The organism is Campylobacter concisus, from assembly GCF_050447485.1.
In the GTDB taxonomy this organism is placed as follows: Bacteria; Campylobacterota; Campylobacteria; order Campylobacterales; family Campylobacteraceae; genus Campylobacter_A; species Campylobacter_A concisus_BQ.
The window spans coordinates 1,268,667-1,290,105 of record NZ_JALMFY010000001.1 but is presented as its reverse complement, the minus strand read 5'-3'; the positions used below and the strand labels follow the sequence as shown (position 1 = coordinate 1,290,105).

Here is a 21,439-nt window from a genome sequence, read left to right as displayed (position 1 = left end):
CTTTTTAGATAAAATCTCAAATTAAAATTTAAAACGGAGAGATATTTTTGAAAGTTATAAAACGTAATGGCAGAACAGAAGAGCTTGATATCAGCAAGATCAAAAAATATACAAACGAAGCGGTTTTGGGGCTTAGCAACGTAAGTCTTAGCGAGCTTGAGGTAGATGCAAAAATTCAGTTTAGAGATATGATAACGACTGAGGAAATTCAGCAAACTCTTATAAAAACAGCAGTTGATAAGATCGACATCGACCGCCCAAACTGGACATTTGTCGCTGCGAGGTTATTTTTATTTGACCTTTATCACAAAGTGACTGGTTTTAACGGCTACAACCACCTAAAAGACTACCTCGCAAAGGGCGAAAAGGTAGGCCGCATCATCCCTGGACTAAAAGAGAAGTACGATCTTGAGGATCTAAACGCCTACATAAAGCCTGAGCGTGACCTTCAGTTTGCATACCTTGGTATCAAGACGCTTTATGACCGCTATCTTATAAAAGATAAGAGCGGTATGCCGATCGAGCTACCACAGCACATGTTTATGGCGATTGCTATGTTTCTTGCGCAAAACGAGCTAGACAGCCAAGGTTGGGCTAAGAAATTTTACGACCTCATCTCTAAATTTGAAGTGATGCTAGCCACCCCAACGCTCTCAAATGCAAGGACTACACGCCACCAGCTAAGCAGCTGTTACGTAGGCAGCACGCCTGATAATATCGAGGGCATTTTTGATAGCTACAAAGAGATGGCGCTGCTTTCAAAATTTGGCGGCGGTATCGGCTGGGACTGGAGCAAGGTACGTGCGATGGGCGGCAGTATCGACGGACACAAAAACGCAGCCGGCGGTATCATACCATTTTTAAAAGTGACAAACGACATCGCAGTAGCGGTCGATCAGCTAGGCACTAGAAAGGGCGCGATCGCTGTTTATATCGAGCCTTGGCACATGGACGTGAGCGATTTTCTCGATCTTCGTAAAAACTCAGGTGAAGAGAGACGCCGTGCACACGAGCTTTTCCCTGCACTTTGGATAAACGACCTATTTATGAAGCGTGTCAAAGAAAATGGCCGCTGGAGCCTCTTTGACCCAGCTCAAGTGAGCGACCTTTGCGACCTTTATGGCGAGGAGTTTGAGAAGAGATATTTGGAGTATGAAAACGACGAAAATATCCAGAAAAACACCATCCTTGCAAAAGAGCTTTGGAAGAAAATTTTAACTAGCTATTTTGAAACGGGCATGCCATTTTTATGCTTTAAAGACAATGCCAACAAGGCAAATCCAAACGACCATGAGGGCATCATCAGAAGCTCAAATTTATGCACCGAAATTTTCCAAAACACAGCGCCAAACTACTATAAGATCAAGATCACTTATGAAGACGGCGGTGAGGAGCTATTTGACGAAGAAGAAGACGTCACCGTTGATAGTGGCATAACTAAAAAGGCCAAAAAGCTTAGCGCGCTTGATAGCCTAAAAGGCAAGCAAATTTTCATCGTAGAAAAAGAGAGCATCGAGGGCAAAACGGCAGTTTGCAACCTTGCTAGTATAAATTTAAGCAAGATAAACAGCAAAGAGGACATCGAGCGTGTCGTGCCGATAGCTATCAGGATGCTTGATAACGTTATAGACCTAAATTTCTACCCACACAAAAAGGTAAAACACACAAACCTATCATCTCGCTCGATCGGCCTTGGCGTCATGGGCGAAGCGCAAATGCTAGCTGAGAAAAACGTAAAATGGGGCAGCTATGAGCATTTGGCGCTAATTGATACCATAATGGAAAACATAAGCTTCAACGCGATCTACGCTAGCTCAAATTTAGCCGTAGAAAAGGGCATTTATCCAAAATTTGAAGGCTCAAAATGGAGCAAAGGTATCATGCCGATAGACACTGCAAACGAAAACGCAAAAGCGCTTTTAAATGACAAAGGCGGGCTATTTGACGAAAATGTCTGCGACTGGGACAAGCTAAGAGAGAAGGTTAAACGCGACGGCATGAGAAATGGCTACCTAATGGCGATCGCTCCAACTAGCTCGATCTCGATCCTTGTTGGCACTACTCAGACCATCGAGCCAGTCTATAAACGCAAGTGGTTCGAGCACAACCTAAGCGGTATGATCCCAAATGTCGTGCCAAATTTAAGCCCTGACACTTGGCAGTTTTACACGCCAGCTTATGAGCTTGATCAGAGAATTCTTATAAAAGCAGGCGCCATCCGCCAAAAATGGATCGATCAAGGTCAAAGTCTAAATATCTTTATGAGCTTAGACAAAGCAAGTGGTGGATATCTAAGCGAAATTTACACGCTTGCATGGGAGCTTGGACTAAAATCAACCTACTATCTACGCTCTGAGTCACCAGACAGCGAAAAGCTAAACGACGTAGCAGACCGCTCGATCGAATGCGAGGGATGTCAGTAATAATCAAATTTAAGAGAGATTTTTCTCTCTTAAATAAAAAATTCATTTAAACTTATGTTTAGGATCTTTGAAATTTTATAAAGATGCTCTAAATTAAAGTGCTTTCCATATTTATTATTCTCGCAGTTGGAGTAAAAAGCAGCTGATTTAATGTCTATACTTAGCGCCATATCTAGTTGAGAAATTTTATGACTTTCTCTTAACTCTCTTACTCTTTTTGATATGTTTTCGTAAAATTTTAAAATTTCATCTTCGCTAAAAGAATTTATGCTTTCATACATACCTTATCCTATAGGATTAATAAAATTTTAAACTATATATTGATAGCATTCCTTTATCTATATCCTATAGGATAATAAATAGAGTAAAAAGGAGGTTTTATGGCTAACGCAGCTGATAAAAATGCATCTTCAAAAATAATTGTGTATAGAGCTAAGTGTCTAGATTGTAAATACGAATGGACGAGTAGGGCAGGGAGCGGAACACCTAATTATTGTCCTAAATGCAGAAGTGTAAAGATTGCTCTTTCGCCATTGTCCTAAAAGGATAGTTATGGGTGTAGGTGAAATTGCAAAAGATATTATTGTAGGCATAGGAAAAGGATTAGTTGAAATTGGTAAATTTGCATTTAGCGAAGGGGTAAAAGTTAAAAATAGGCATGCTGAGTTAAGACAACTTGATGACGATGAATTAAAAAAAATTGCTAAATATGGTAGCGGCATAGATAAAGATATGGCTAAAACCATTTTAAGAAAGAGAGATGAAAACCAAGATGCTTAATTTCAAGGCTATATAAGTAGCCTTGAATACTTTATTTTTTTAAATACAGTTTTAAATTTTACATTTTTACGTAGTCTATTTTTATATGCATTAAATAAAAAATAAAAAATAAAAATTAAAAATTAAAAAAAAATTTAAGCTAAATAATAAAATTTATATTTAAAATCACGAAAAAATAGATAAATAATCCTTAAAAATTTATCTTAAAATTTTATATTTTTTGATAAATATTATTAAACAAAAGAAAATAGTTATCTATCTTTTAAGCTTTCTTGTCCTATACTTTTAAACTCCATATCAAAAAACAATCAGAAAAGAGCGAGCGATGCGTGAAATTTTAAAACGAGATGGCACAAGGCAAGAATTTGTAGCATATAAGATAGTAGATGCGATAAAAAAGGCATTTGCAAGCGAAAATGTGACTTATGACGAGCAAGTTTTTACAAACGTAGTCCAAGACATCTTTCAAAAATCAAGCGCGATAACGGTCGAGGACATCCAAGATGCGATAGAAAAAGAGCTATTTGACGGCGGACATTTTGAAGTTTTAAAGAGCTTCATGCTCTACCGCCACACCCACAAGCTCCAACGCGAGCAAATTTTAGGCCTAAACGAAGATACGACCTATATAAACTCAACCCAAACAATAAACGAATATATAAACGGCACTGACTGGAGAATTTCTGCAAATTCAAACACGAGCTACTCAAACGCAGGCCTTATCAACAACACCGCTGGCAAAGTCATAGCAAACTACTGGCTAGACGCTGTTTATAGCAAAGAAGAGGGTCTTGCTCACAGAAATGGCGACTACCACATCCACGACCTTGACTGCCTTACAGGATACTGCGCTGGCTGGAGTTTGCGAGCTTTGCTAAATGAGGGCTTTAACGGCGTTCGTGGCAGGGTCGAGAGCAAGGCGCCAAAGCACTTTAGAGAGGCGCTTTATCAGATGGCAAATTTCTTAGGAATTTTGCAAAGCGAGTGGGCGGGCGCTCAGGCGTTTTCTAGCTTTGATACCTACCTTGCGCCTTACGTTTTCAAAGACGATCTAAGCGACGCCGAGATCAAAAAGGCGATAACTAGCTTTATTTTCAACCTAAACGTGCCCGCGCGCTGGGGACAAAGCCCATTTACAAACGTAACCATAGACATCACTTGCCCAAGCGACCTAAGGGATCAGATACCAACGAGCGATGATATACACCTTTTTACAAATGTAAAAGATGAGAAAATTTTGAAAAAAGCAAACGAGCGTGGCAGGAAAAATTTAGTCGATATGACCTACAAGGACTTCGAGCCTGAGATGGCACGCATAGATAAGGCTTTTTACGAGGTTTTGACAGCTGGCGACAAGTGCTCGCAGCCTTTTACATTTCCTATACCAACTGTAAATATCACAGAGGACTTTAACTGGGATAGCGAAGTAGCAGACGTGCTCTTTGAAAATACCGCAAAAATGGGCTCAAGCTACTTTCAAAATTTCATCGGCTCACAATACACTTACGACGAAAATGGCAACAAGATAGAAAACGAAAACGCCTACAAACCAGGCCACGTCCGCTCTATGTGCTGCCGCTTGCAGCTTGATCTAAGAGAGCTTTTGAAGCGTGGCGGCGGTCTTTTTGGAAGTGCTGAGATGACTGGCTCGATCGGAGTCGTCACTATAAATTTAGCCCGCCTTGGCTATAACTTCAAAGGCGATAAGGTCGCACTTTACAACAGACTAAGCTACCTTTTAGACCTAGCCAGATCAACCCTAGAGAAGAAGCGTAAATTTATCCAAGAGATGTATGACAGAGGGCTTTATCCTTACACGGCTAGATATCTAAAGCACTTTAACAACCACTTTAGCACGATCGGTATAAATGGCATGAATGAGCTACTTAGAAATTTTACTGGCGACAAAGAGAACATCTCAACTAAATTTGGACGTGAATTTGCCCTTGAGATGGTTGGCTTTTTACGTGATAAGATAAGGACATTTCAAGAAGAGAGCGGAAATTTATATAACCTCGAAGCAACTCCAGCTGAGGGCACTACATACCGCTTTGCCAAAGAGGATAAGAAGCGCTACCCAGACATCATCCAAGCAGGCGAGGGGGATAATATCTACTACACAAACTCAACCCAGCTACCTGCAAATTTCACAGACGACGCTTACGAAGCGCTTGATCTGCAAGATGAACTACAAAGCGCCTACACTGGCGGCACCGTCTTTCACCTATATATGAAAGAGCGCATCAGCTCGGCTAAAGCTTGCAAAGAGCTTGTAAAGAGTATAATCTCAAACTACAAACTCCCATACATCACGATAACGCCGGTCTTTAGCGTCTGCGCAAAACATGGCTACATAGCTGGCGAGCATGAGTTTTGCCCACTTTGTGATGCCGAGCTAATAGAAAATGAGAAGAAAAAATCCAAATAAGGAGAGAAGATGACAGAAAAAGAAATCTTAGAAAAAGTGCAAGACAAACGCACAAGATGCGTGGTCTATACTCGTGTTATGGGCTATCACAGACCAGTTGAGAGCTTTAACCTCGGCAAAAAAGGCGAACACAAAGAGCGAATAAAATTTGACGAATACGCAAGTTGTTGCAAGAGATAAATTTCTTGCCAAAAAACAAGAATAAATTTAAAAAAATAAACTAAAATGCAAGCCAAAGGCACGCCCCTTGTGCCTTTGAATTTAAAAAAGGGTCAAAAACTTGCAAAGAGTCTTTAGTATAACGCCATTTACGACGCTTGACTATCCAGACAAAGTGGCAGCTGTCATTTGGTTTGCTGGGTGCAATATGCGCTGTGGATACTGCTACAACATCGAGGTCGTAAAGTCAAATGGCACTATAAGCTTTAGTGAAGTTTGCGACTTTTTAGACCGCAGGGTCGGCAAGCTAAATGGCATAGTCTTTAGCGGCGGCGAATGCACAGCAAACCCTCTTTTTTTAAGGCTAGCACGTGAGGTAAAGGCGCGCGGTTTTAGCTTAAAGGTAGATACTAACGGCTCGTATTGTGACGTCTTAAAAGAGGCGATAGATGAGGGGCTGATTGATTACATCGCGCTTGATTTTAAAGCTCCAAAAGAGAAATTTATCGGCATCACTGGCTCAAATTTATATGAGAAATTTGCCGCCACGCTTAGATACTTGCTTGAGATAAATTTTAAATTTGAAGTTAGAACGACCGTGCATGCGGACTTGCTAAGCGAAAAGGATATCAGCGAAATGTCTGAGCTACTTTACGAACTTGGATACAGAGGCGACTACTTTTTACAAAAATTCTTTAACACTGGCGAAAATTTTGGAGGCTTAGGCGATCCAAAAAATAGCTTCGATCCAGATAAGATCACATCAAAACTACCTATAAGACTAAGAAATTTCTAAATTTAGCGCTGATAAAAATAGCTAAAAATAAGAAAATTTAACTAAAATTTACCCCAAATCATAAAATCAAATAAGGAGAAAAATATGCAAAATTTCAGCTTTTTAAACCCTACTAAAATAGAATTTGGCAAAGACAAAGAGCAAAACATCGGCAAATATATGAAAGAATTTGGCGTAAAAAAGACACTCATCGTCTACGGCAGCGAGAGGATCAAGCAAAATGGCCTTTTTGACGTGGCGACAAAGAGCCTAGTCGCAAATGGCATCGAGTTTTGCAAGATAGGTGGCGTGAAGTCAAACCCAGTGCTAAGCAAGGTAAATGAGGCTATAAATTTAGCTAAAAAAGAGGGCGTCGATAGCGTGCTAGCCATAGGCGGTGGCTCGGTGCTTGATAGTGCCAAAGCCGTGGCTGCTGGAGTTAGATATAACGGCGATGTTTGGGACTTTTTTACTGGCAAATGCCCAAAAGAAGCGCTTATGATCTTTGACATCATAACACTAGCTGCAACTGGCTCAGAGATGAACGGCGGCGCAGTCGTCACAAACGAAGCCACAAAAGAGAAATTTGCCATGCACGGCGCTTGTCTTTACCCAAAAGTGTCGGTGATAAACCCACTTCTTCAAGCAAGCGTTAGCAAGGAGTACTTGGTCTATTCAGCCTCAGACATCATCGCTCACAGCATCGAGGGCTACTTTACGGCGAGCATTCAGCCTGAGATCATAAATTTATACATCGAAGCAAACATCAAAACGGTCATGAAAACGACTGAAATTTTACTAAAAGAGCCTGAAAACTACGATGCTAGAAGCGAGTTTGCCTGGGCTGCTACGATGGCGCTAAATGGCCTAACTTACGTCGGCACGGCTGGCTACTCATATCCAAATCACATGATCGAGCACGCCATAGGTGCGGTGGTTGATTGCGCGCATGGAGCTGGGCTAAGTGTGGTTATGCCAGCTTGGATGAAGTGGTATAAGAGTAGAAATTTAAAGGCGTTTAAGCGCTTTAGCAAAGAAATTTTTGGCGTAGATGACGCAGACGCAGGCATAGAGAAGCTAAAAGAGTGGTTTAGTAAGATCGGCACACCAACAAGCCTCATAGAAATCGGCGTTGATGAGTCAAATTTAGACGAGATCATGGCGCTAGTTTATGACTACGCCAAGGGCAGGGGCTTGGAGCAAATTTATACAAAAGAGGCCATAAGCGAAATTTTTGCCTTAGCGAGATAGAATTTATCCAAAATTTACAAAGGATAAACATGAAAAAAGTCGCCCTTATAGCAGGAGCCAGCGGCGCTGTGGGAAGTGAAATTTTAAAAGATCTTTGCCAGAGTGAGCACTACAGCAAGGTGGTCGCCCTTGTTAGGCATGAGCTAGAATTTACTCATGAAAAGCTTGAAGTAAAGATAGTAAATTTTGATGATTTTAAAGATGAGGTGCCATTTATCGCTGATGACGTATTTTGCGCGCTTGGCACGACGATGAAGGCGGCAAAGCACAAAGAGCAGTTTTATAAAGTCGATGTGACCTATCCGATAAATTTCGCCAAATTTGGCTTGGAGTGCGGTGCAAAACGCTTTGTCTTGCTCTCGGCTGCAGGCGCAAACAGAAAGTCAGGCTCGTTTTACCTAAAGGCAAAAGGTCAAGCAGAAGCAAAGATAAAAGAGCTTGGATATAGCTCATTTCATATCGCTAGGCTGCCACTTATCGAGGCTGAGAGAAAGGAATTTAGACTTGGCGAGTATCTGGCGATAAAGGCGTTTAAATTTATCCCAAAAGGCTTTTTTGATGAGTATCGTCCGATGAGGGCAGCTGACATCGCTAAAGTGATCGTGCAAGTAGCGCAAGATGACCACAGCGAAGGTGTCAAAATTTATAGTCCGGTGGAATTTACAAAATGAAAAAATATATAGTGATCACTGGGGCAAGCTCAGGCATAGGAGCGGCAGCGGCAAAGGCATTTGCAAGGCGTGGGGAGAATTTGATCCTTGTTGCAAGACGCAGGGAGCTTTTAGAAAATTTAAAAAGCGAGATAGCTAAATTTGCAGACGTAGAGGTCGTGATAGAGCTTTGCGATCTCTCAAAGCAAGAAAATGTCCTAGCTCTTTGGCGAAATTTAGAAAAATTTGAGCTAAAAGCGCTTATAAACAATGCTGGCTTTGGCGACTATAACAAGGTCGGCGAGCAAAATTTAGAAAAAATCACGCAGATGATAAATTTAAACGTCATCTCTCTTGTGACGCTCTCAACGCTCTTTACTAAAAAATATAAAGACAAAGATACACAGCTTATAAACATCTCTTCGATAGGAGGCTACAAGATCGTGCCAAACGCCGTCACATACTGCGCTAGCAAATTTTTCGTCAGCGCCTTTAGCGAGGGGCTTTACCACGAGCTAGCACAAGACAAGCAGGCAAAGATGCAGGCAAAAGTGCTGGCCCCAGCTGCCACAAAGACAGAATTTGGCATGGTGGCAACTAGTAAAGAGAGCTACGACTACGACAAGGCGTTTAAAAAGTACCACACGAGCGAGCAGATGGCGGAGTTTTTGCTTCGTCTTTATGATAGCCACTGCTGCGTTGGCTCGGTCGATAGAGATAGCTTTGAGTTTAGCCTAAGTAAGCCAAAATTTGACTATGCGCTAAAGCAAAAGTAGGACAAAATAAAAAGGCAGATCATGAAAGGCGTTAGAGTTGCTATTTTAGGGGTTTGTTTAGTAGGTGCTTGCTTTGGTGGTGAGCTTAAATTTGATGAGAGTAAATTTGAGCTAAAAAGCGTGCAAGTTGGCGAGAGGACGCTTAAATTTAGAGCCTACGAGGGCATAGTCTATGTGGCAAAGCCAACGAGCGACTATGAGGTCTTAAATTTCTACGTGCCAGAGGGTAAATTTAGCGACCAAAAAGGGGCTATCTTTATGCCAAACGCTATCGGTGGCTACATGCCAGCCAAACCTCAAAAGCCAGAAACCAAAAACGAAAAGCCAAATGCCACTCTCGAAGCGCTTCTTAGAGGATATGTCGTGGCAAGTGTTGGCGCTAGAGGCAGGACGCTAAAAGATGGCGAGCGCTTCATCGGCAAAGCCCCAGCTGCGATAGTCGATCTAAAAGCGGCCGTTAGATATCTTAAATTTAACGATAAATTTATGCCAGGCGACGCAAATAAAATCATCTCAAATGGCACGAGCGCAGGCGGCGCGATGTCAGCACTTCTAGGCACTAGCGCAAACGCAAAAGAGTATGAGCTATATCTTAGCGAGCTAGGCGCTGCAAAGGCGGACGATCAAATTTATGCCGTCTCAGCCTACTGCCCTGTTACAAATTTAGAGCATGAGGACGAGGCGTATGAGTGGATGTTTGGGGATTTGGATAAATTTGAAAGGATTGATTTTTCAAGTCTTGATGCGAGCACTTTTAACGACAGGAGCAAAAAGCCAAAGATGATCACAGGCGAGCTAAACGCCACACAAAAAGAGCTCTCACGTGGGCTAAAGAGTAAATTCCCAGCCTATCTAAACTCGCTAAATTTAAAAGACGCCAAAGGCCACGCACTAAGCCTTGATGAAAATGGCGAGGGCAGCTTCAAAGAGTATATAAACGCCCTCATCTCAAAGGCATTTACCGCTACAAAAAACAGCGATAAAAGCACGCTCACGCCTAAATTTATAACTCTTGACACGCAGGGCTGCGAGCTTGGATATACATTTAAATTTGAAGACTTTATCGCCTCGCTAAAACGTGCCAAAGCACCAGTTGCCTTTGACGGTCTAGCTCTTGAAAATGCTGAAAACGACCTTTTTGGCGATAGCAAAACCCCTGCAAAGCACTTTACTAAATTTGCCAAAGAGCGAAGCGTGGGCGAGATGGCTGATGAAAATATCATAAAGATGATGAATGCAATGAACTACGCTAAAAACAAAGAGGCGGCGAAATTTTACCGCATAAGACAGGGCACAAACGACACCGACTTAGCGCTTGCCGTGCCTGCTATGCTCTCACTCTCGCTTAAAAATGCTGGCAAAGAGGTTGATTTCGAAGCGGTCTGGGGACAAGGACATGGCGGCGACTACGACCTAGACGAGCTTTTTGCTTGGATAAAAAGAGTGGTTGAGAGATAAATTTAAAGGAGAAAGTATGAGAAATTTTAAAATTTTCAAGGAGAGTAAAGATGAGAAATAAAGCATTAATTACAGCAGTTGTTGTAGGATTTATTGGTTGCATAAATTTAAATGCCGATGGATCTGATGTTTTTAATAAACATTTAAGAGGAGAAGCTAAAAAAGAAGTGGTTGATTGTGATGATCCAAAAAATTTACCTAGATATGCTGGTGGTTTTATGATCGGCGGCAAAGAAGAGTGTGATGTTAATCGCGGAACTGCTGCTAGAGCTAAACGTGATCTAGACTTGACTATAGGTAGAAACCCAGTCACTGGTAAGGTCACATCAAAGGCTGAACTACTAGGTGGTAATAAAGCTACAAACAACCTTGAAAAGGCACAAAAGAACTATGGCAAAAAGGAATTTGAACTTGAAGAGGCAGAAAAAGCCTATGCTGATAACCCAAGTATCAAAAACTCTAACCGCTTAGAAAAAGCTCGCAAAGCCTTTAAAAAAGCACAGCTTGACCTAGAGGCTGCAGAAGAGATAAAAGCTAAGGCTGATATGAAAAAGGCAAAATGATAAGGAAATTTGATGTTTAAAAAACTATTTTTACTAGCGGTTTTGGCAGCTTTTGCCTTTGGGGCGGAGGCTAAAGTGAGCTTGCACGAGCTACTTGTAACGCCAAATAACAAGAGTTTGTTAAAGCAGCTTGGTAGGGAAAATATACTAAGCTCAAAGAGCGAGCCAGACACACAGGCGATCTTTTTTGCGAGCGCAAAGAGCAAGCCAGAGCTATTTTATCTGATCGAGTTTTACAAGGACGAGGCGGCTTATAAAAAGCATATAAGCTCGGCGCACTATAAGAAATTTGCAAGTGCGAGCGCTGAAATTTTGGCTAGCAAAAAGGCTATAAGCTTGAAAAAAAGGGCTACTTTTTCTAAAAATTTAACCCCAGAGCGCCTAAAAGATGCCTACTTTCACATCACAAATTTAAGCCTTTTGGCAAAGAGCGATGCGAAATTTGAAAAGCTAGTGAAAAAATATATGCAAAAAAGCGTAGATGAGGGAGCTTACGCGCAGTTTGCCTTTAGTCAAAAAGACGCGCCTAACAAGTGGGTGCTGGTTGAAATTTACAAAGACGAAGCTAGCTTTGAGAGCTACCGCCACAGCGCAAACTACAAGGCTTACGCCAAAGAGCGAGCGGGGCTAATAGATGAATTTGACGGCTTTGCTCTCAAAAACGAGACCTCATTTAGCAAGGTAAAATTCTAATGATATTTATGAAAAAATTTCACTTTTTTGCGCCTTAGCGCTTTTTGGCAGCACGGCTTTTGCCCTTGATAAGGCAGGATGCGAGAGTTTAAAAGATGTGAAAATTTTAAACAACGAGATGATAGATGCGGTGTGGAATGAGAGTGGCAACGCGAGCAAGGCAAGTAGCTTTGTTTGCAAGTAAATTTAAGGGGCGAAAATGAGTGAAATTTTAGTCGTATCAGGTCACACCGACCTTGAAAATTCTTTCGCGAATAAGATCATCTTGGGCGAGCTAAAAAAGCACTTGCCAGAGGCTAAATTTGACATACTAAGCGAGCTTTATAAAAACTACACTATCGATGTAAAAGCAGAGCAAGAAAAGCTAGTAAAAGCTGATGTGATCGTGCTTGTTTATCCATTTTTCTGGTACGGCGTGCCGTCACTTTTGCAAAAGTGGTTTGAAGATGTGCTAGTTCATGGTTTCTCTCACGGCAGCAAGGGAGATAAGCTACATGGCAAAAAGCTGGTGCTTTCATTTACCTCTGGCGCGCCTGAGGAGCTTTATAAAAAAGAGGCGCTTCAGCGCTATGAGATAGAGGAGTTTTTACCGCCACTTAAGGCGTTAGCAAATATGTGTGGCATGGAGTTTGCAGGCTATGTTTATAGCGGAGGGCTATCGTATCAGAGTAGGCACGATGAGGCAAAGCTTGCTTTGATGAGGCAAAAGGCGCTTGATCATGCAAAGAGGCTAGAGGAGCTGATAGGTAAAATTTCATGATACCAGCGAAATTTTATAGATATGTTTTTGCGTTTATAATGTCAGCATTTATGGCGTTTTTTATGTCATTTGTGCTGACATATCTAAACCTTGGTTTTGTTGATGGCTTTGTGAAAATTTGGCTAATCGCTTATGTAAAAGCCTTTGTAGTGGCGTATCCTGTGCTTTTGCTAGTTTCGCCGTCTGTTGCAAAGATCGCGCAAAATTTATGTAAAAAAGAGGGGTAAATTTGAAGTGTGGCTAGAGAGCCTAGCCACATGGAGTTTTATTTTAAAAGACCTTGTTTTTTCATTTGGTCCATTACTTGAGCAAACATCTCTTTAGCTTGTTTGCAAGTAGCGTCTTGTTGCTCTTTTGGTAAAGAAGCTAGTTGATCCATTGATTGTTTCTTTTGATCTTCATACATTTTTACTTGTTGCTCTTGACCAGCTTGTTTGTAAGCTTCGACCATTTTGTCGATGTCTGAGAAGTAAGACTTGCAAGTATCTGTAAGATCTGCAGCGTTTAGGCTTAGTGCAAAGCCAAGAGTAGCTAAAACTAAAAGTGATTTTTTCATCTCTTTCTCCTTGTGAAAATTTAAGGAGATTATATAACTTTTTTATTTTAAATAGATTTAAATTTATTAAATTTAGCCAAGACTGGCGCCTTGGCTAAATTTTTTGGCTTTTTAGCCTAAGAATTCGCGCTTAAAATACTCTTTTGGAGCTTTGCAAAGTGGGCAAGCGCCTGGAGCTTTTTTACCTCTGTGAACGTGTCCGCAGACCTCACAAACCCAGATATCCTCTTCGTCGCTCTCAAAAAAGCCCTCTTCATCAAGCATTTTTTTAAGCTCTAGATACTCTCTTTCATGCTCTACTTCAACCTTGCCAATCGCGTTAAATAGCCTTTCAACATCTCTTAGCTCTTCTTCTTTTGCGATCTTTGCAAAGTCTGGATACATCGTTGTATGCTCGTAGTTTTCGCCAGCTGCAGCGTCAAGTAAATTTTTATCCATCTTATCGATCGGATCGTTCATCATCTCGTGGTACTTCTTAAATTCAGCCCTTGCGTGCCATTTCTCGTTTTCAGCTGCCTCGTAAAAGTGTCTAGCTATCGCGTGATAGCCTGCTTCTTTAGCTAGGTCGCCGTAAAGCTCGTACTTGTTTCTAGCTTGTGACTCGCCAGCAAATGCCTTCATCAAATTTACTGCTGTTAAATTCTCAGTCACGCATTTCATCTCTTCGCCGCAACAGGTTAGTGTGCCGCCTCCAACTTTTTGAACCTCGATCTCGTTGCCGCATTTCTCGCATTTGTATGTTTCGTACTGTCTCATTTTGACTCCTATTTTGATAAAATTTGAGCGGATTATAACCAAATAATTAAAATATGTAAATAATAATTTTTATTGATAACGTATATTATTTTTATAAATTTAACAAAAAACAAAATCCATCATCATAAATTTAAAATAGATAAATTTCAGCCAAAATTTATTCTAGCGTTAAAAGTGCGGTTGAGCTTGGTTGTAGAATAACTCAAAATAAATCATCCAAAGGAGATCATCATGAGTTTTCTATCTAAATTTAGTAAGGCTATCTTTGCAGTTGCGGTAGCTGGTGCGATCAGTGCTAGTGCATTTAGCGAGGGCGAGGACTACGTCAAGCTTGAAAAGCCACTAAGTGTGGGACAAAATACGCTAGTTAAAATTTTTAGCTACGCTTGCCCATTTTGCTACAAATACGACAAGAGCGTCACTCCAAAGGTAGTTGAGAAAATTCCTGGCCTAAAATATGAGCCATTTCACCTAAAGACAAAGGGCGATTACGGCGAGGTTGCGAGCAAGGTCTTTGCCGTGCTTATCGTTATGGACGAGGCAAAGGGTGTTAGCTTGTTTGATGAAAATTCGCTATTTAAAAAGGCTAAATTTGCCTACTACAAAGCTTATCATGACAAAAAAGAGCGCTGGAGCGATGGCAAAGACGCTGAAGGCTTTTTAAAGACTGGGCTTGATGCAGCTGGCGTTAGCAAAGCAGACTACGAAAAAGAGCTAGCTAATCCAAAAGTGACTGAGCTACTTAAAAAGTGGGATGAGAGCTATGACGTGGCTAAAATTCAAGGCGTGCCAGCATTTGTCGTAAATGGCAAATATCTCATCATGACAAAATCGATCAGCTCGCTTGACGGCATGGCAGCACTCATCGAAGAGCTTCTTAAAAAATAAGGCGCCACATGAGCTTTTTTAAAAAAATGGCTAAATTTCAAGACTCACGCATCTCTTGGGCGATCTTAGTCTTTGTAAGCGTCGCGCTTGTCGTTATCGCGCACTCGCTCTTTCAAAACTACGCCTATATGCCGCCTTGCGAGCAGTGCGTCTATATACGTTTTGCCTTTTTATGTATGGCGCTTGGCGGCGTGATCGCTATCATAAATCCTAAAAATTTGCTATTTGCCCTAGTTGGCTACGTCTTTGCCTTTTGGGGAGCGGTGCAGGGCATAATGTATAGCGTGAAGCTAGCCAAAATCCACGATGCGGTGCATGGCGATGATCCTTTTGGCGTGCAGGGCTGCTCGACTGAGCCGCACTATCCATTTGGCTTGCCACTTGAGAAGTGGGCGCCTGACTGGTTTATGCCAACAGGCGACTGCGGATATGATAGTCCTATGGTGCCTGATGGCGCGGTGCTAAGTGATCTTCAAAAGAGCATAGTTGATCTTTACGCAGACGGCTGGTATCTTGTGCCGTCGTCTAAATTTATGTCGATGGCGGATTGCACGCTGCTTGGATTTGGTATTTGCTTTGTTGTGCTTGCACTTATGCTTGTTTCAAAGCTCTTATCTTTTACGAAATAAATTTTTAGTTAGCCCTATTTTTGGGCTAACTTAGGATATACTGCGCGCATGGGTATTAATTTAAAATCACAAAATATTAAAATTTATGCGATCATCTTGCTAGCGAGCCTCTTTGTCGTGCTTCTTGGGCTAAACAGCTACAACAAAGCAAAAGAAAAGATCATCGAGCTATCTGATAAAAACAACATCGCAGTTAGTAAAAACATCGTTAGCAACTTTCAAATTTGGCTTGATGAGCGCTTAAATTCACTCATCCGTGCGTCAAAATTTATCCAAAACTCTGGCATCATTGATGACGATACTAGGGTGGCAAATTTCATAAAGCTCTTTAAAGAAAATGCGAAAGAATTTGATCTCATGCAGCTTCTAAGAGAGGATGGCGAGATCTTTGTAGATGGGCAAAAGATCTCAGAAGAGGTGATGTCAAAGCGCGAGCGAGCAGGGCTTATCTGGTATGTCGAGACAAAAAACACAAATGCCCCAAGCGTAAATTTCATGCAAAATCACAAAATTTTAAAAGACTCAACTTTAAATTTATGCGTGCCAGTTGAAAAGGATGATAAATTTGAGGCGGCACTTTGTGGCGTCGTGCGAATAGGCACTATCTTTGATAGCATCAAAAACTTTAGTCTTGCGCCAAATTCTTACTCATTTTTGGTAACTCACAGCGGCGAGATCCTCACATCGATGGCTGATGCGACGCTTAAAAGAGAGATCGAGGAGAAATTTAAAGAGATATTTTTAAAAGATGAGGACATCACCAGCCTAAAGATAGGGCAAAATTTGATCCAAGTAGCCGAGATACCGACAATGAACTGGTTTATCGGAGCTGGCACAAACAACGAAGAAGAAATTTTAGCCATGACAAGAGAGGCGCTAAAAAACGCCCTAAATTTACTCTTTGCCTTCGTCGCACTTGCATTTTTGGCAAACAGCCTGCACAACTTCATGTATAACAAGATAAAAAAAGTGCAAGATGAGTACGAGACCTTGCTAGCGCACAGAGCCAAGATGAGCGAGGCTGGAGAGCTCATAAGTGGCATAAGTCATCAGTTCATCCAGCCAGTAAATTCGCTAAAACTGATGCTAAGCTCGGCAATAATGCTAAAAAAAGAGGGCAAGCTAAGTGATGAGGAGCTTTTAAATTTATTAAAAAAAGGGCAAAGCTCGATCGAGCTACTTTCAAAAACAATCGAAATTTTTAGAAATTTTTACAAAAGCGCTGAAAATGTTAGCGAATTTGACATCCAAACAAGTGTTAGAAATTTAATAACACTTATGCACACAGAGCTTAGCCGTGCAAATGTGAGCGTGAAATTTAGCGGATTTGAAGAGATGAAGGTTCGCCAGATAGAAAACATCATCCAGCAAATTTTACTAATCCTAATCCACAACGCAAAGGACTCACTCGTTGAAAGCTACAAAGATGAGCCGCTAAAACGCGTGATAGAGCTTAAATTTAGAAGCTTTGAAGATAAGTGCTACATCGGCGTTTATGATAATGGTGGCGGCGTGAGCTACGAGATGAGTAAGAAAATTTTTACCTGGCTAAACACGACTAAAAAGCAAGGAAATGGCATAGGACTTTACTTCGCTAAAAAGCTCGCGCGCGAGAAGCTAAATGGCGATATCACGCTTGCGCACAACCTAAAGCCAACGATTTTTGAGCTAAGCTTTGATAAGAATTTAAAGGGTTAAAAGATGCAAGAGGCGTTAGAAATTTTAAAAAAAGTATCTATCTTAGTAGCCGAAGATGACGAGATGGCAAGGGAGCTCATCATCACTGGGCTTAAGCCATACTGTGGTCAGGTAGTTGGCGCAAAAGATGGGCAAGATGGGCTGGAGAAATTTAAAAAACAGGGCTTTGACATCGTGATGAGCGACATTCACATGCCAGTGTTAAATGGCTTTGAGATGATGAACGAGATAAAAAAGCTAAAGCCTCATCAGAAATTTATCGTCTTTACTTCATACGACAGCGATGAAAATTTGATCAAGAGCTATGAGCAGGGCGCGACCTTGTTTTTGAAAAAGCCTATCGATATAAAAGACCTTAGATCGATGTTAATAAGCCTAAGCTTCGAGCGAGATGAGAAGCTAGTGCGCCTAAGTGATGAGGTGAGTATAAATTTAAAAAGAGAGAAAATTTATAAAAATGGCAACGAGCTATACCTTAGCTTTTTGCAAAATAAGATATTTTGGCTATTTGCCTACAACCTAAACAAGCTTGTCACCTACGAGATGATAGAGGAATTTGTCTATGAGAGCACCGAGGTGAGCAAGGCTGCTATACAAAATGTCGTTTTGCGCCTAAAACGCGAGCTTGGCGTGAAATTTAAAAACATCAGCGAGAGTGGGTATATCTTAGTCGCCAAGAGCGAAAAAGCATAAATTCAAAATAGCAAAATTAATATATTTATCTAAGAATATCTTAAAAGTAGTGATAAATTTATGTTACTATGGGCTAAAATTTATAGAAAAAGAGATAAAAATTTGCAAAATTTGATAGATAAACTTAAGAAAATTTATGTCACAAGTGGGTATAAATTTATGATAGTTATAAATAAAAAACATTTTGATATAAAAAGGCTAAATTTAGTGGTAATAAGGCTAGATAAAGGCTTTTTTGGTTAAGAATTTATACGCTTAAAATGAAAATTGTTATGTGACATTTTTGGGTTATTTTATCAACTACTATGCTATTTTGATGAACAAAAGCTTAAAAATTTAAAATTTATAATAGATAAACATAAAAAATTTCATATATTTATAAAAAAATTACACATTATTAACCCCTAAACTTAGGCTTTTCTTAAGGGTATTGTACCAAAGTACAATATAACTAAATTTTTTTCTTAGCTAAAATCTTGATATAGATCAATAAAATCAAAAGGGAGGCACTAAGATGCAAAAGTTAGGCGTTATCAAAAATATCCTAGGCGGTGAAATCGTAGCTGTTGATAAAAGTGGCAACGAAAGAGTCCTAAAGGTGGGCGATAGCATTTTTGAAGGCGAAACTATAAAGGCTAATGGCTCTGCAAAAGCAGTGATCGCAGCAAATGACGGTAAAGAGGTTAGCTTGCAAAATGGCGAAAGCCTGAGCCTAGATAAAGAGGCAAACGCACTTAGTGACAACCCAGAGATAGCCTCTATCCAAAAAGCCTTGCTAAACGGTGCAAACATCACAGACCTTGAAGAGACTGCAGCTGGTGGCAACCAAGGCGGTGGCAATGCTACTGGAGATGGCGTGAGTTTGGGAGCTGCTAGCTTTGCTGAGGGCGGCCACTACTCAAATATCAATGAAAACTATAGAAATTTAACCGACGCAAATAGAGCTTTTCAAACTCCAGAAAACTCAATAGGTGGCTATAACGATGCAGGCACAGATGCAAATACGACAACTCCTATCTCACCAGCTACACCTGTCACTCCAAGCACACCAAGCACTCCAGTAACGCCACCAACTCCGAGTACGCCAAGCACTCCTGGCGTCACCGTAACTCCAGGCACCCCTTCACCTGCTAATCCTCCAGTCATCACTCCTCGCCCTGGTGCAGTAGAGATCACTACTAGCATCGATCCTGCTACTAGCGAGGTAAGAGAGAGTGGCGCTGGAGCAAACGGCGAGGGCGGACACTATCTTGTTTATAAACTAGGTCTATCAGGCACTCCAGTAAGTCCAAGTGGCGAGACCACAGACCTTGCTCTAAATTTCATAGGTGGCACTAGAGGAGAGGATTATTCAAGCGTAGTTGAGTACTCAACTGACAATGGAGCGACATTTCAGCCACTAACAGGCTACACGATAACTGGCGTAAATATAGAAGATATCTCAAAAGTGCAGGTAAGGATAAAAGTACTTGACGACGACGGACAAGATACTACAAAAGGCCCATTACATCACAATCAAAACGAAGGTGACAATACTGGCCCTCAAGGCATGACTATCGACAATGTACAAAAAACTGATATGGTTGATAACTTTGCTGTATTTAAAGAGGGTGTGAAATTAAGTGTCACACCAAGCAGTAGCTACCTGCTACCAACAACTAATGCAAATATGGCTGAAGGCAAGATCATAGACAACGACGACAACATCGAGCTAAATAAAGATATCAAAGGCAATATCGCAAACCATACCAATTTAAATACAAATGATGGCGATGATACGGTCAGCATAAAGGCAAATTTAGAGAATTTACACTTAAATACCGGCTCTGGTAACGACGTGGTAAATTTTGATAAAGAGGTTACTATTAGCGGCACAGCAAATAGCGGCTCAAATGCTAATAGTACAAGTATAGATCTTTATAGTGGCGATGACGTAGTAAATATCAATGCTGATCTAACCATGAACAAAGCTTCAATTAATCTTGGAGCAACAACAAATGATCCAAACTACAACGCACATGATGCCTCAGGTACTAATGAGCTAAATATCAATGCAAATATTATCGGTCATGCTAACGACTGGAGAAATGATAACACTGTATCTATGGGCGATGGCGAAGATACTCTAAATTTCAAAGATGGTGTCAAAGTAGAAAATGTATTTATCAATATGAACGCTGGAGAAAACACCGCTAAAGGGAATGGCATAACCCTAGAAAACGTTCGCTTAGATACAGCAACTAGCTACACAAAAGCTGGCGAAACTAGCAATATTGATTTTTCAAATTCTAACTTTACAAATGTAGAGATAAATTTTGGTGTAAATACCGCCGCAGACGTCAATCTTGGTGTGCAAAATGTCAAACTTACTAATATCATAGGAGATCACGTCACAGCTAAAGCACAAGATCATCTTGAAGTAAAAGGTGGATCATACACCGGTGGGGCTAACTACTTTTCATCTAAAGATCTCATCATAGACAATATCACTGTTGATCAAGCTAGCATAGGTGCATTTAGCGACGTCTCATCGGTCGCAAATATATCAAATTTAGTTGCAACAAATAGGGTTGGTCTAAGATATGGAGATGGCGACGATACGATAAATTTAAATGGTGGTAACAACCTAAGCAAGGCTGACTCTTCAAGCTATGCCGATATAGATACCGGAAAGGGCAATGACACTATAAATTTTAATGGCGAAAACAAATCTGGTGGCTTAAGCATAGATACTGCTGATGGCAACGATACTATAACATTTGGTGCAGGCACTACACTTGGTGGTACTTATACGAGTAGCGATAATAACCTAGTTAGCCACTATGTTGGTGTAAGAATGGGCGCAGGAGACGATACGCTAAATATCGACAAGGGTGCTGTGCTTAAAAATGCTGGTATAGAAATGGGTGATGGTAATGACGTTGTAAATTTAAATGGCGGTCTAGAAAAAGCAGGGGGCGGTATGTATAGCCCTGGCGTAAGTGCTATTAACCTAGGTAGTGGCGATGACATCATACATATCGGCAAAGATGCGGTGGTTAATGATGATGCTATGACTTTTCAGGGTGGCCTTGGCAAGTTGGAGCATGGCGGCATTATCATTCAAGGTGGAGCAGGCACTGATACGCTAGATATTGCTGGAAATATCGACTTTAGCAAGGTAGCTGGCTTTGAGAAAATTACCCTTGGTGGAAACGCAAACAAAGTAACGCTAAATTTAACACTAGATGATGTGCTAAATATCACAAATAGCAACGGCACTAACCGCACTCTAAGGATAGATGGCGAGGCGGGTGATCAAGTAGATATGTCAGCCTTTAGCAAAGGTGGGGTAAATTCTGAAGGGTATACAGAGTACTCAGCTACGTCTAATGGTACGACATTTACCATCGAGATAAAAGACGAAATAGTCTTACACTCTTAAATTTCATGCCCTAGTATCCCAAAACTAGGGCAAATTCTTACAAAATTTCAAAATTTAGTACCATAGTACAATTTACAAA

The 21,439-nt window shown here is 40.9% G+C and carries 20 protein-coding genes and 1 pseudogene; 18 read left to right on the top strand and 3 right to left on the bottom strand.

The window, feature by feature from the left end:
* Window positions 1-47: 47 nt before the first annotated feature.
* The gene (locus MTT29_RS06530; RefSeq protein ID WP_107850048.1) at window positions 48-2,423 is read left to right on the top strand and encodes a ribonucleoside-diphosphate reductase subunit alpha; all 2,376 of its coding nucleotides are present in this window, start codon (window positions 48-50) and stop codon (window positions 2,421-2,423) included.
* A 29-nt stretch (window positions 2,424-2,452) separates the two neighbouring features.
* Here the strand turns inward: MTT29_RS06530 and MTT29_RS06525 are convergent, their stop codons facing one another.
* Window positions 2,453-2,704, bottom strand: coding sequence for a helix-turn-helix domain-containing protein (locus MTT29_RS06525; RefSeq protein WP_002940731.1), 252 nt, complete (start codon window positions 2,702-2,704; stop codon window positions 2,453-2,455).
* A gap of 271 nt (window positions 2,705-2,975) precedes the next feature.
* Here MTT29_RS06525 and MTT29_RS06520 point away from each other — a divergent pair, with 271 nt between their 5' ends.
* The 11 genes and pseudogenes from MTT29_RS06520 (at window position 2,976) to MTT29_RS06470 (ending at window position 12,943) form a co-directional block, all read left to right on the top strand.
* A complete protein-coding gene (locus MTT29_RS06520; RefSeq protein ID WP_148802255.1) occupies window positions 2,976-3,203 on the top strand; it encodes a hypothetical protein in 228 nt (75 codons plus the stop codon).
* Window positions 3,204-3,528: 325 nt separating this feature from the next.
* A pseudogene (locus MTT29_RS06515) lies at window positions 3,529-5,811 on the top strand (ribonucleoside triphosphate reductase).
* Window positions 5,812-5,911: 100 nt separating this feature from the next.
* Window positions 5,912-6,586, top strand: coding sequence for an anaerobic ribonucleoside-triphosphate reductase activating protein (locus tag MTT29_RS06510; RefSeq protein WP_103637937.1), 675 nt, complete (start codon window positions 5,912-5,914; stop codon window positions 6,584-6,586).
* Window positions 6,587-6,670: 84 nt separating this feature from the next.
* Window positions 6,671-7,816 carry an iron-containing alcohol dehydrogenase gene (locus MTT29_RS06505; protein WP_429800106.1) on the top strand — a complete coding sequence of 382 codons (1,146 nt, stop codon included), beginning with the start codon at window positions 6,671-6,673 and terminating at the stop codon, window positions 7,814-7,816.
* A gap of 29 nt (window positions 7,817-7,845) precedes the next feature.
* On the top strand, window positions 7,846-8,487 hold the full coding sequence (locus MTT29_RS06500; protein WP_429800105.1) for an NAD(P)H-binding protein: 642 nt from the start codon (window positions 7,846-7,848) through the stop codon (window positions 8,485-8,487).
* Complete coding sequence (locus MTT29_RS06495) at window positions 8,484-9,242, top strand: SDR family NAD(P)-dependent oxidoreductase (RefSeq protein WP_429800104.1); 759 nt, start codon at window positions 8,484-8,486, stop codon at window positions 9,240-9,242. Before MTT29_RS06500 ends, MTT29_RS06495 begins: the two co-directional genes overlap by 4 nt.
* 21 nt (window positions 9,243-9,263) lie before the next feature.
* Window positions 9,264-10,700 carry a subtype B tannase gene (locus MTT29_RS06490; RefSeq protein WP_429800103.1) on the top strand — a complete coding sequence of 479 codons (1,437 nt, stop codon included), beginning with the start codon at window positions 9,264-9,266 and terminating at the stop codon, window positions 10,698-10,700.
* 50 nt (window positions 10,701-10,750) lie between these two features.
* Window positions 10,751-11,263, top strand: coding sequence for a hypothetical protein (locus tag MTT29_RS06485; RefSeq protein WP_429800102.1), 513 nt, complete (start codon window positions 10,751-10,753; stop codon window positions 11,261-11,263).
* Window positions 11,264-11,275: 12 nt separating this feature from the next.
* Window positions 11,276-11,956: a putative quinol monooxygenase gene (locus tag MTT29_RS06480; RefSeq protein WP_429800101.1), complete on the top strand. Its 681-nt coding sequence runs from the start codon at window positions 11,276-11,278 to the stop codon at window positions 11,954-11,956.
* Between the two features lie 199 nt (window positions 11,957-12,155).
* Complete coding sequence (locus MTT29_RS06475) at window positions 12,156-12,716, top strand: NAD(P)H-dependent oxidoreductase (protein WP_429800100.1); 561 nt, start codon at window positions 12,156-12,158, stop codon at window positions 12,714-12,716.
* Window positions 12,713-12,943: a DUF2798 domain-containing protein gene (locus tag MTT29_RS06470; protein WP_103642132.1), complete on the top strand. Its 231-nt coding sequence runs from the start codon at window positions 12,713-12,715 to the stop codon at window positions 12,941-12,943. The genes MTT29_RS06475 and MTT29_RS06470 overlap by 4 nt, the downstream gene beginning before the upstream one ends.
* A 38-nt stretch (window positions 12,944-12,981) precedes the next feature.
* Here the strand turns inward: MTT29_RS06470 and MTT29_RS06465 are convergent, their stop codons facing one another.
* Both MTT29_RS06465 and MTT29_RS06460 read right to left on the bottom strand, forming a co-directional pair.
* A complete protein-coding gene (locus MTT29_RS06465) occupies window positions 12,982-13,272 on the bottom strand; it encodes a DUF5339 domain-containing protein (protein ID WP_002940734.1) in 291 nt (96 codons plus the stop codon).
* A 111-nt stretch (window positions 13,273-13,383) separates the two neighbouring features.
* Window positions 13,384-14,028, bottom strand: a complete 645-nt coding sequence (locus tag MTT29_RS06460) for a ferritin family protein (RefSeq protein WP_002940712.1) — start codon at window positions 14,026-14,028, stop codon at window positions 13,384-13,386.
* Window positions 14,029-14,259: 231 nt separating this feature from the next.
* Here MTT29_RS06460 and MTT29_RS06455 point away from each other — a divergent pair, with 231 nt between their 5' ends.
* The 6 genes from MTT29_RS06455 (at window position 14,260) to MTT29_RS06430 (ending at window position 21,360) form a co-directional block, all read left to right on the top strand.
* Window positions 14,260-14,916, top strand: coding sequence for a thiol:disulfide interchange protein DsbA/DsbL (locus tag MTT29_RS06455; RefSeq protein ID WP_103597744.1), 657 nt, complete (start codon window positions 14,260-14,262; stop codon window positions 14,914-14,916).
* Between the two features lie 8 nt (window positions 14,917-14,924).
* Window positions 14,925-15,545 carry a protein-disulfide oxidoreductase DsbI gene (dsbI, locus tag MTT29_RS06450; RefSeq protein WP_103617459.1) on the top strand — a complete coding sequence of 207 codons (621 nt, stop codon included), beginning with the start codon at window positions 14,925-14,927 and terminating at the stop codon, window positions 15,543-15,545.
* A 48-nt stretch (window positions 15,546-15,593) separates the two neighbouring features.
* Entirely contained in the window at window positions 15,594-17,243 is a 1,650-nt protein-coding gene (locus MTT29_RS06445) for an ATP-binding protein (protein WP_429800099.1), read from the top strand.
* A gap of 3 nt (window positions 17,244-17,246) precedes the next feature.
* Window positions 17,247-17,936, top strand: a complete 690-nt coding sequence (locus MTT29_RS06440; RefSeq protein WP_103575861.1) for a response regulator transcription factor — start codon at window positions 17,247-17,249, stop codon at window positions 17,934-17,936.
* A gap of 60 nt (window positions 17,937-17,996) precedes the next feature.
* Window positions 17,997-18,179: a hypothetical protein gene (locus MTT29_RS06435; protein WP_429800098.1), complete on the top strand. Its 183-nt coding sequence runs from the start codon at window positions 17,997-17,999 to the stop codon at window positions 18,177-18,179.
* Between the two features lie 271 nt (window positions 18,180-18,450).
* Window positions 18,451-21,360, top strand: a complete 2,910-nt coding sequence (locus MTT29_RS06430) for a retention module-containing protein (protein ID WP_429800097.1) — start codon at window positions 18,451-18,453, stop codon at window positions 21,358-21,360.
* Window positions 21,361-21,439 lie beyond the last annotated feature (79 nt).

Bases quoted from the DNA above. Each gene is read 5' to 3' on its own strand.
- MTT29_RS06525 (WP_002940731.1), bottom strand. From the start codon at position 2,704: ATGTATGAAAGCATAAATTCTTTTAGCGAAGATGAAATTTTAAAATTT.
- MTT29_RS06520 (WP_148802255.1), top strand. From the start codon at position 2,976: ATGGGTGTAGGTGAAATTGCAAAAGATATTATTGTAGGCATAGGAAAA.
- MTT29_RS06505 (WP_429800106.1), top strand. From the start codon at position 6,671: ATGCAAAATTTCAGCTTTTTAAACCCTACTAAAATAGAATTTGGCAAA.
- MTT29_RS06500 (WP_429800105.1), top strand. From the start codon at position 7,846: ATGAAAAAAGTCGCCCTTATAGCAGGAGCCAGCGGCGCTGTGGGAAGT.
- MTT29_RS06495 (WP_429800104.1), top strand. From the start codon at position 8,484: ATGAAAAAATATATAGTGATCACTGGGGCAAGCTCAGGCATAGGAGCG.
- MTT29_RS06490 (WP_429800103.1), top strand. From the start codon at position 9,264: ATGAAAGGCGTTAGAGTTGCTATTTTAGGGGTTTGTTTAGTAGGTGCT.
- MTT29_RS06485 (WP_429800102.1), top strand. From the start codon at position 10,751: ATGAGAAATAAAGCATTAATTACAGCAGTTGTTGTAGGATTTATTGGT.
- MTT29_RS06480 (WP_429800101.1), top strand. From the start codon at position 11,276: ATGTTTAAAAAACTATTTTTACTAGCGGTTTTGGCAGCTTTTGCCTTT.
- MTT29_RS06475 (WP_429800100.1), top strand. From the start codon at position 12,156: ATGAGTGAAATTTTAGTCGTATCAGGTCACACCGACCTTGAAAATTCT.
- MTT29_RS06470 (WP_103642132.1), top strand. From the start codon at position 12,713: ATGATACCAGCGAAATTTTATAGATATGTTTTTGCGTTTATAATGTCA.
- MTT29_RS06465 (WP_002940734.1), bottom strand. From the start codon at position 13,272: ATGAAAAAATCACTTTTAGTTTTAGCTACTCTTGGCTTTGCACTAAGC.
- MTT29_RS06460 (WP_002940712.1), bottom strand. From the start codon at position 14,028: ATGAGACAGTACGAAACATACAAATGCGAGAAATGCGGCAACGAGATC.
- MTT29_RS06455 (WP_103597744.1), top strand. From the start codon at position 14,260: ATGAGTTTTCTATCTAAATTTAGTAAGGCTATCTTTGCAGTTGCGGTA.
- dsbI (WP_103617459.1), top strand. From the start codon at position 14,925: ATGAGCTTTTTTAAAAAAATGGCTAAATTTCAAGACTCACGCATCTCT.
- MTT29_RS06445 (WP_429800099.1), top strand. From the start codon at position 15,594: ATGGGTATTAATTTAAAATCACAAAATATTAAAATTTATGCGATCATC.
- MTT29_RS06440 (WP_103575861.1), top strand. From the start codon at position 17,247: ATGCAAGAGGCGTTAGAAATTTTAAAAAAAGTATCTATCTTAGTAGCC.
- MTT29_RS06435 (WP_429800098.1), top strand. From the start codon at position 17,997: ATGTTACTATGGGCTAAAATTTATAGAAAAAGAGATAAAAATTTGCAA.
- MTT29_RS06430 (WP_429800097.1), top strand. From the start codon at position 18,451: ATGCAAAAGTTAGGCGTTATCAAAAATATCCTAGGCGGTGAAATCGTA.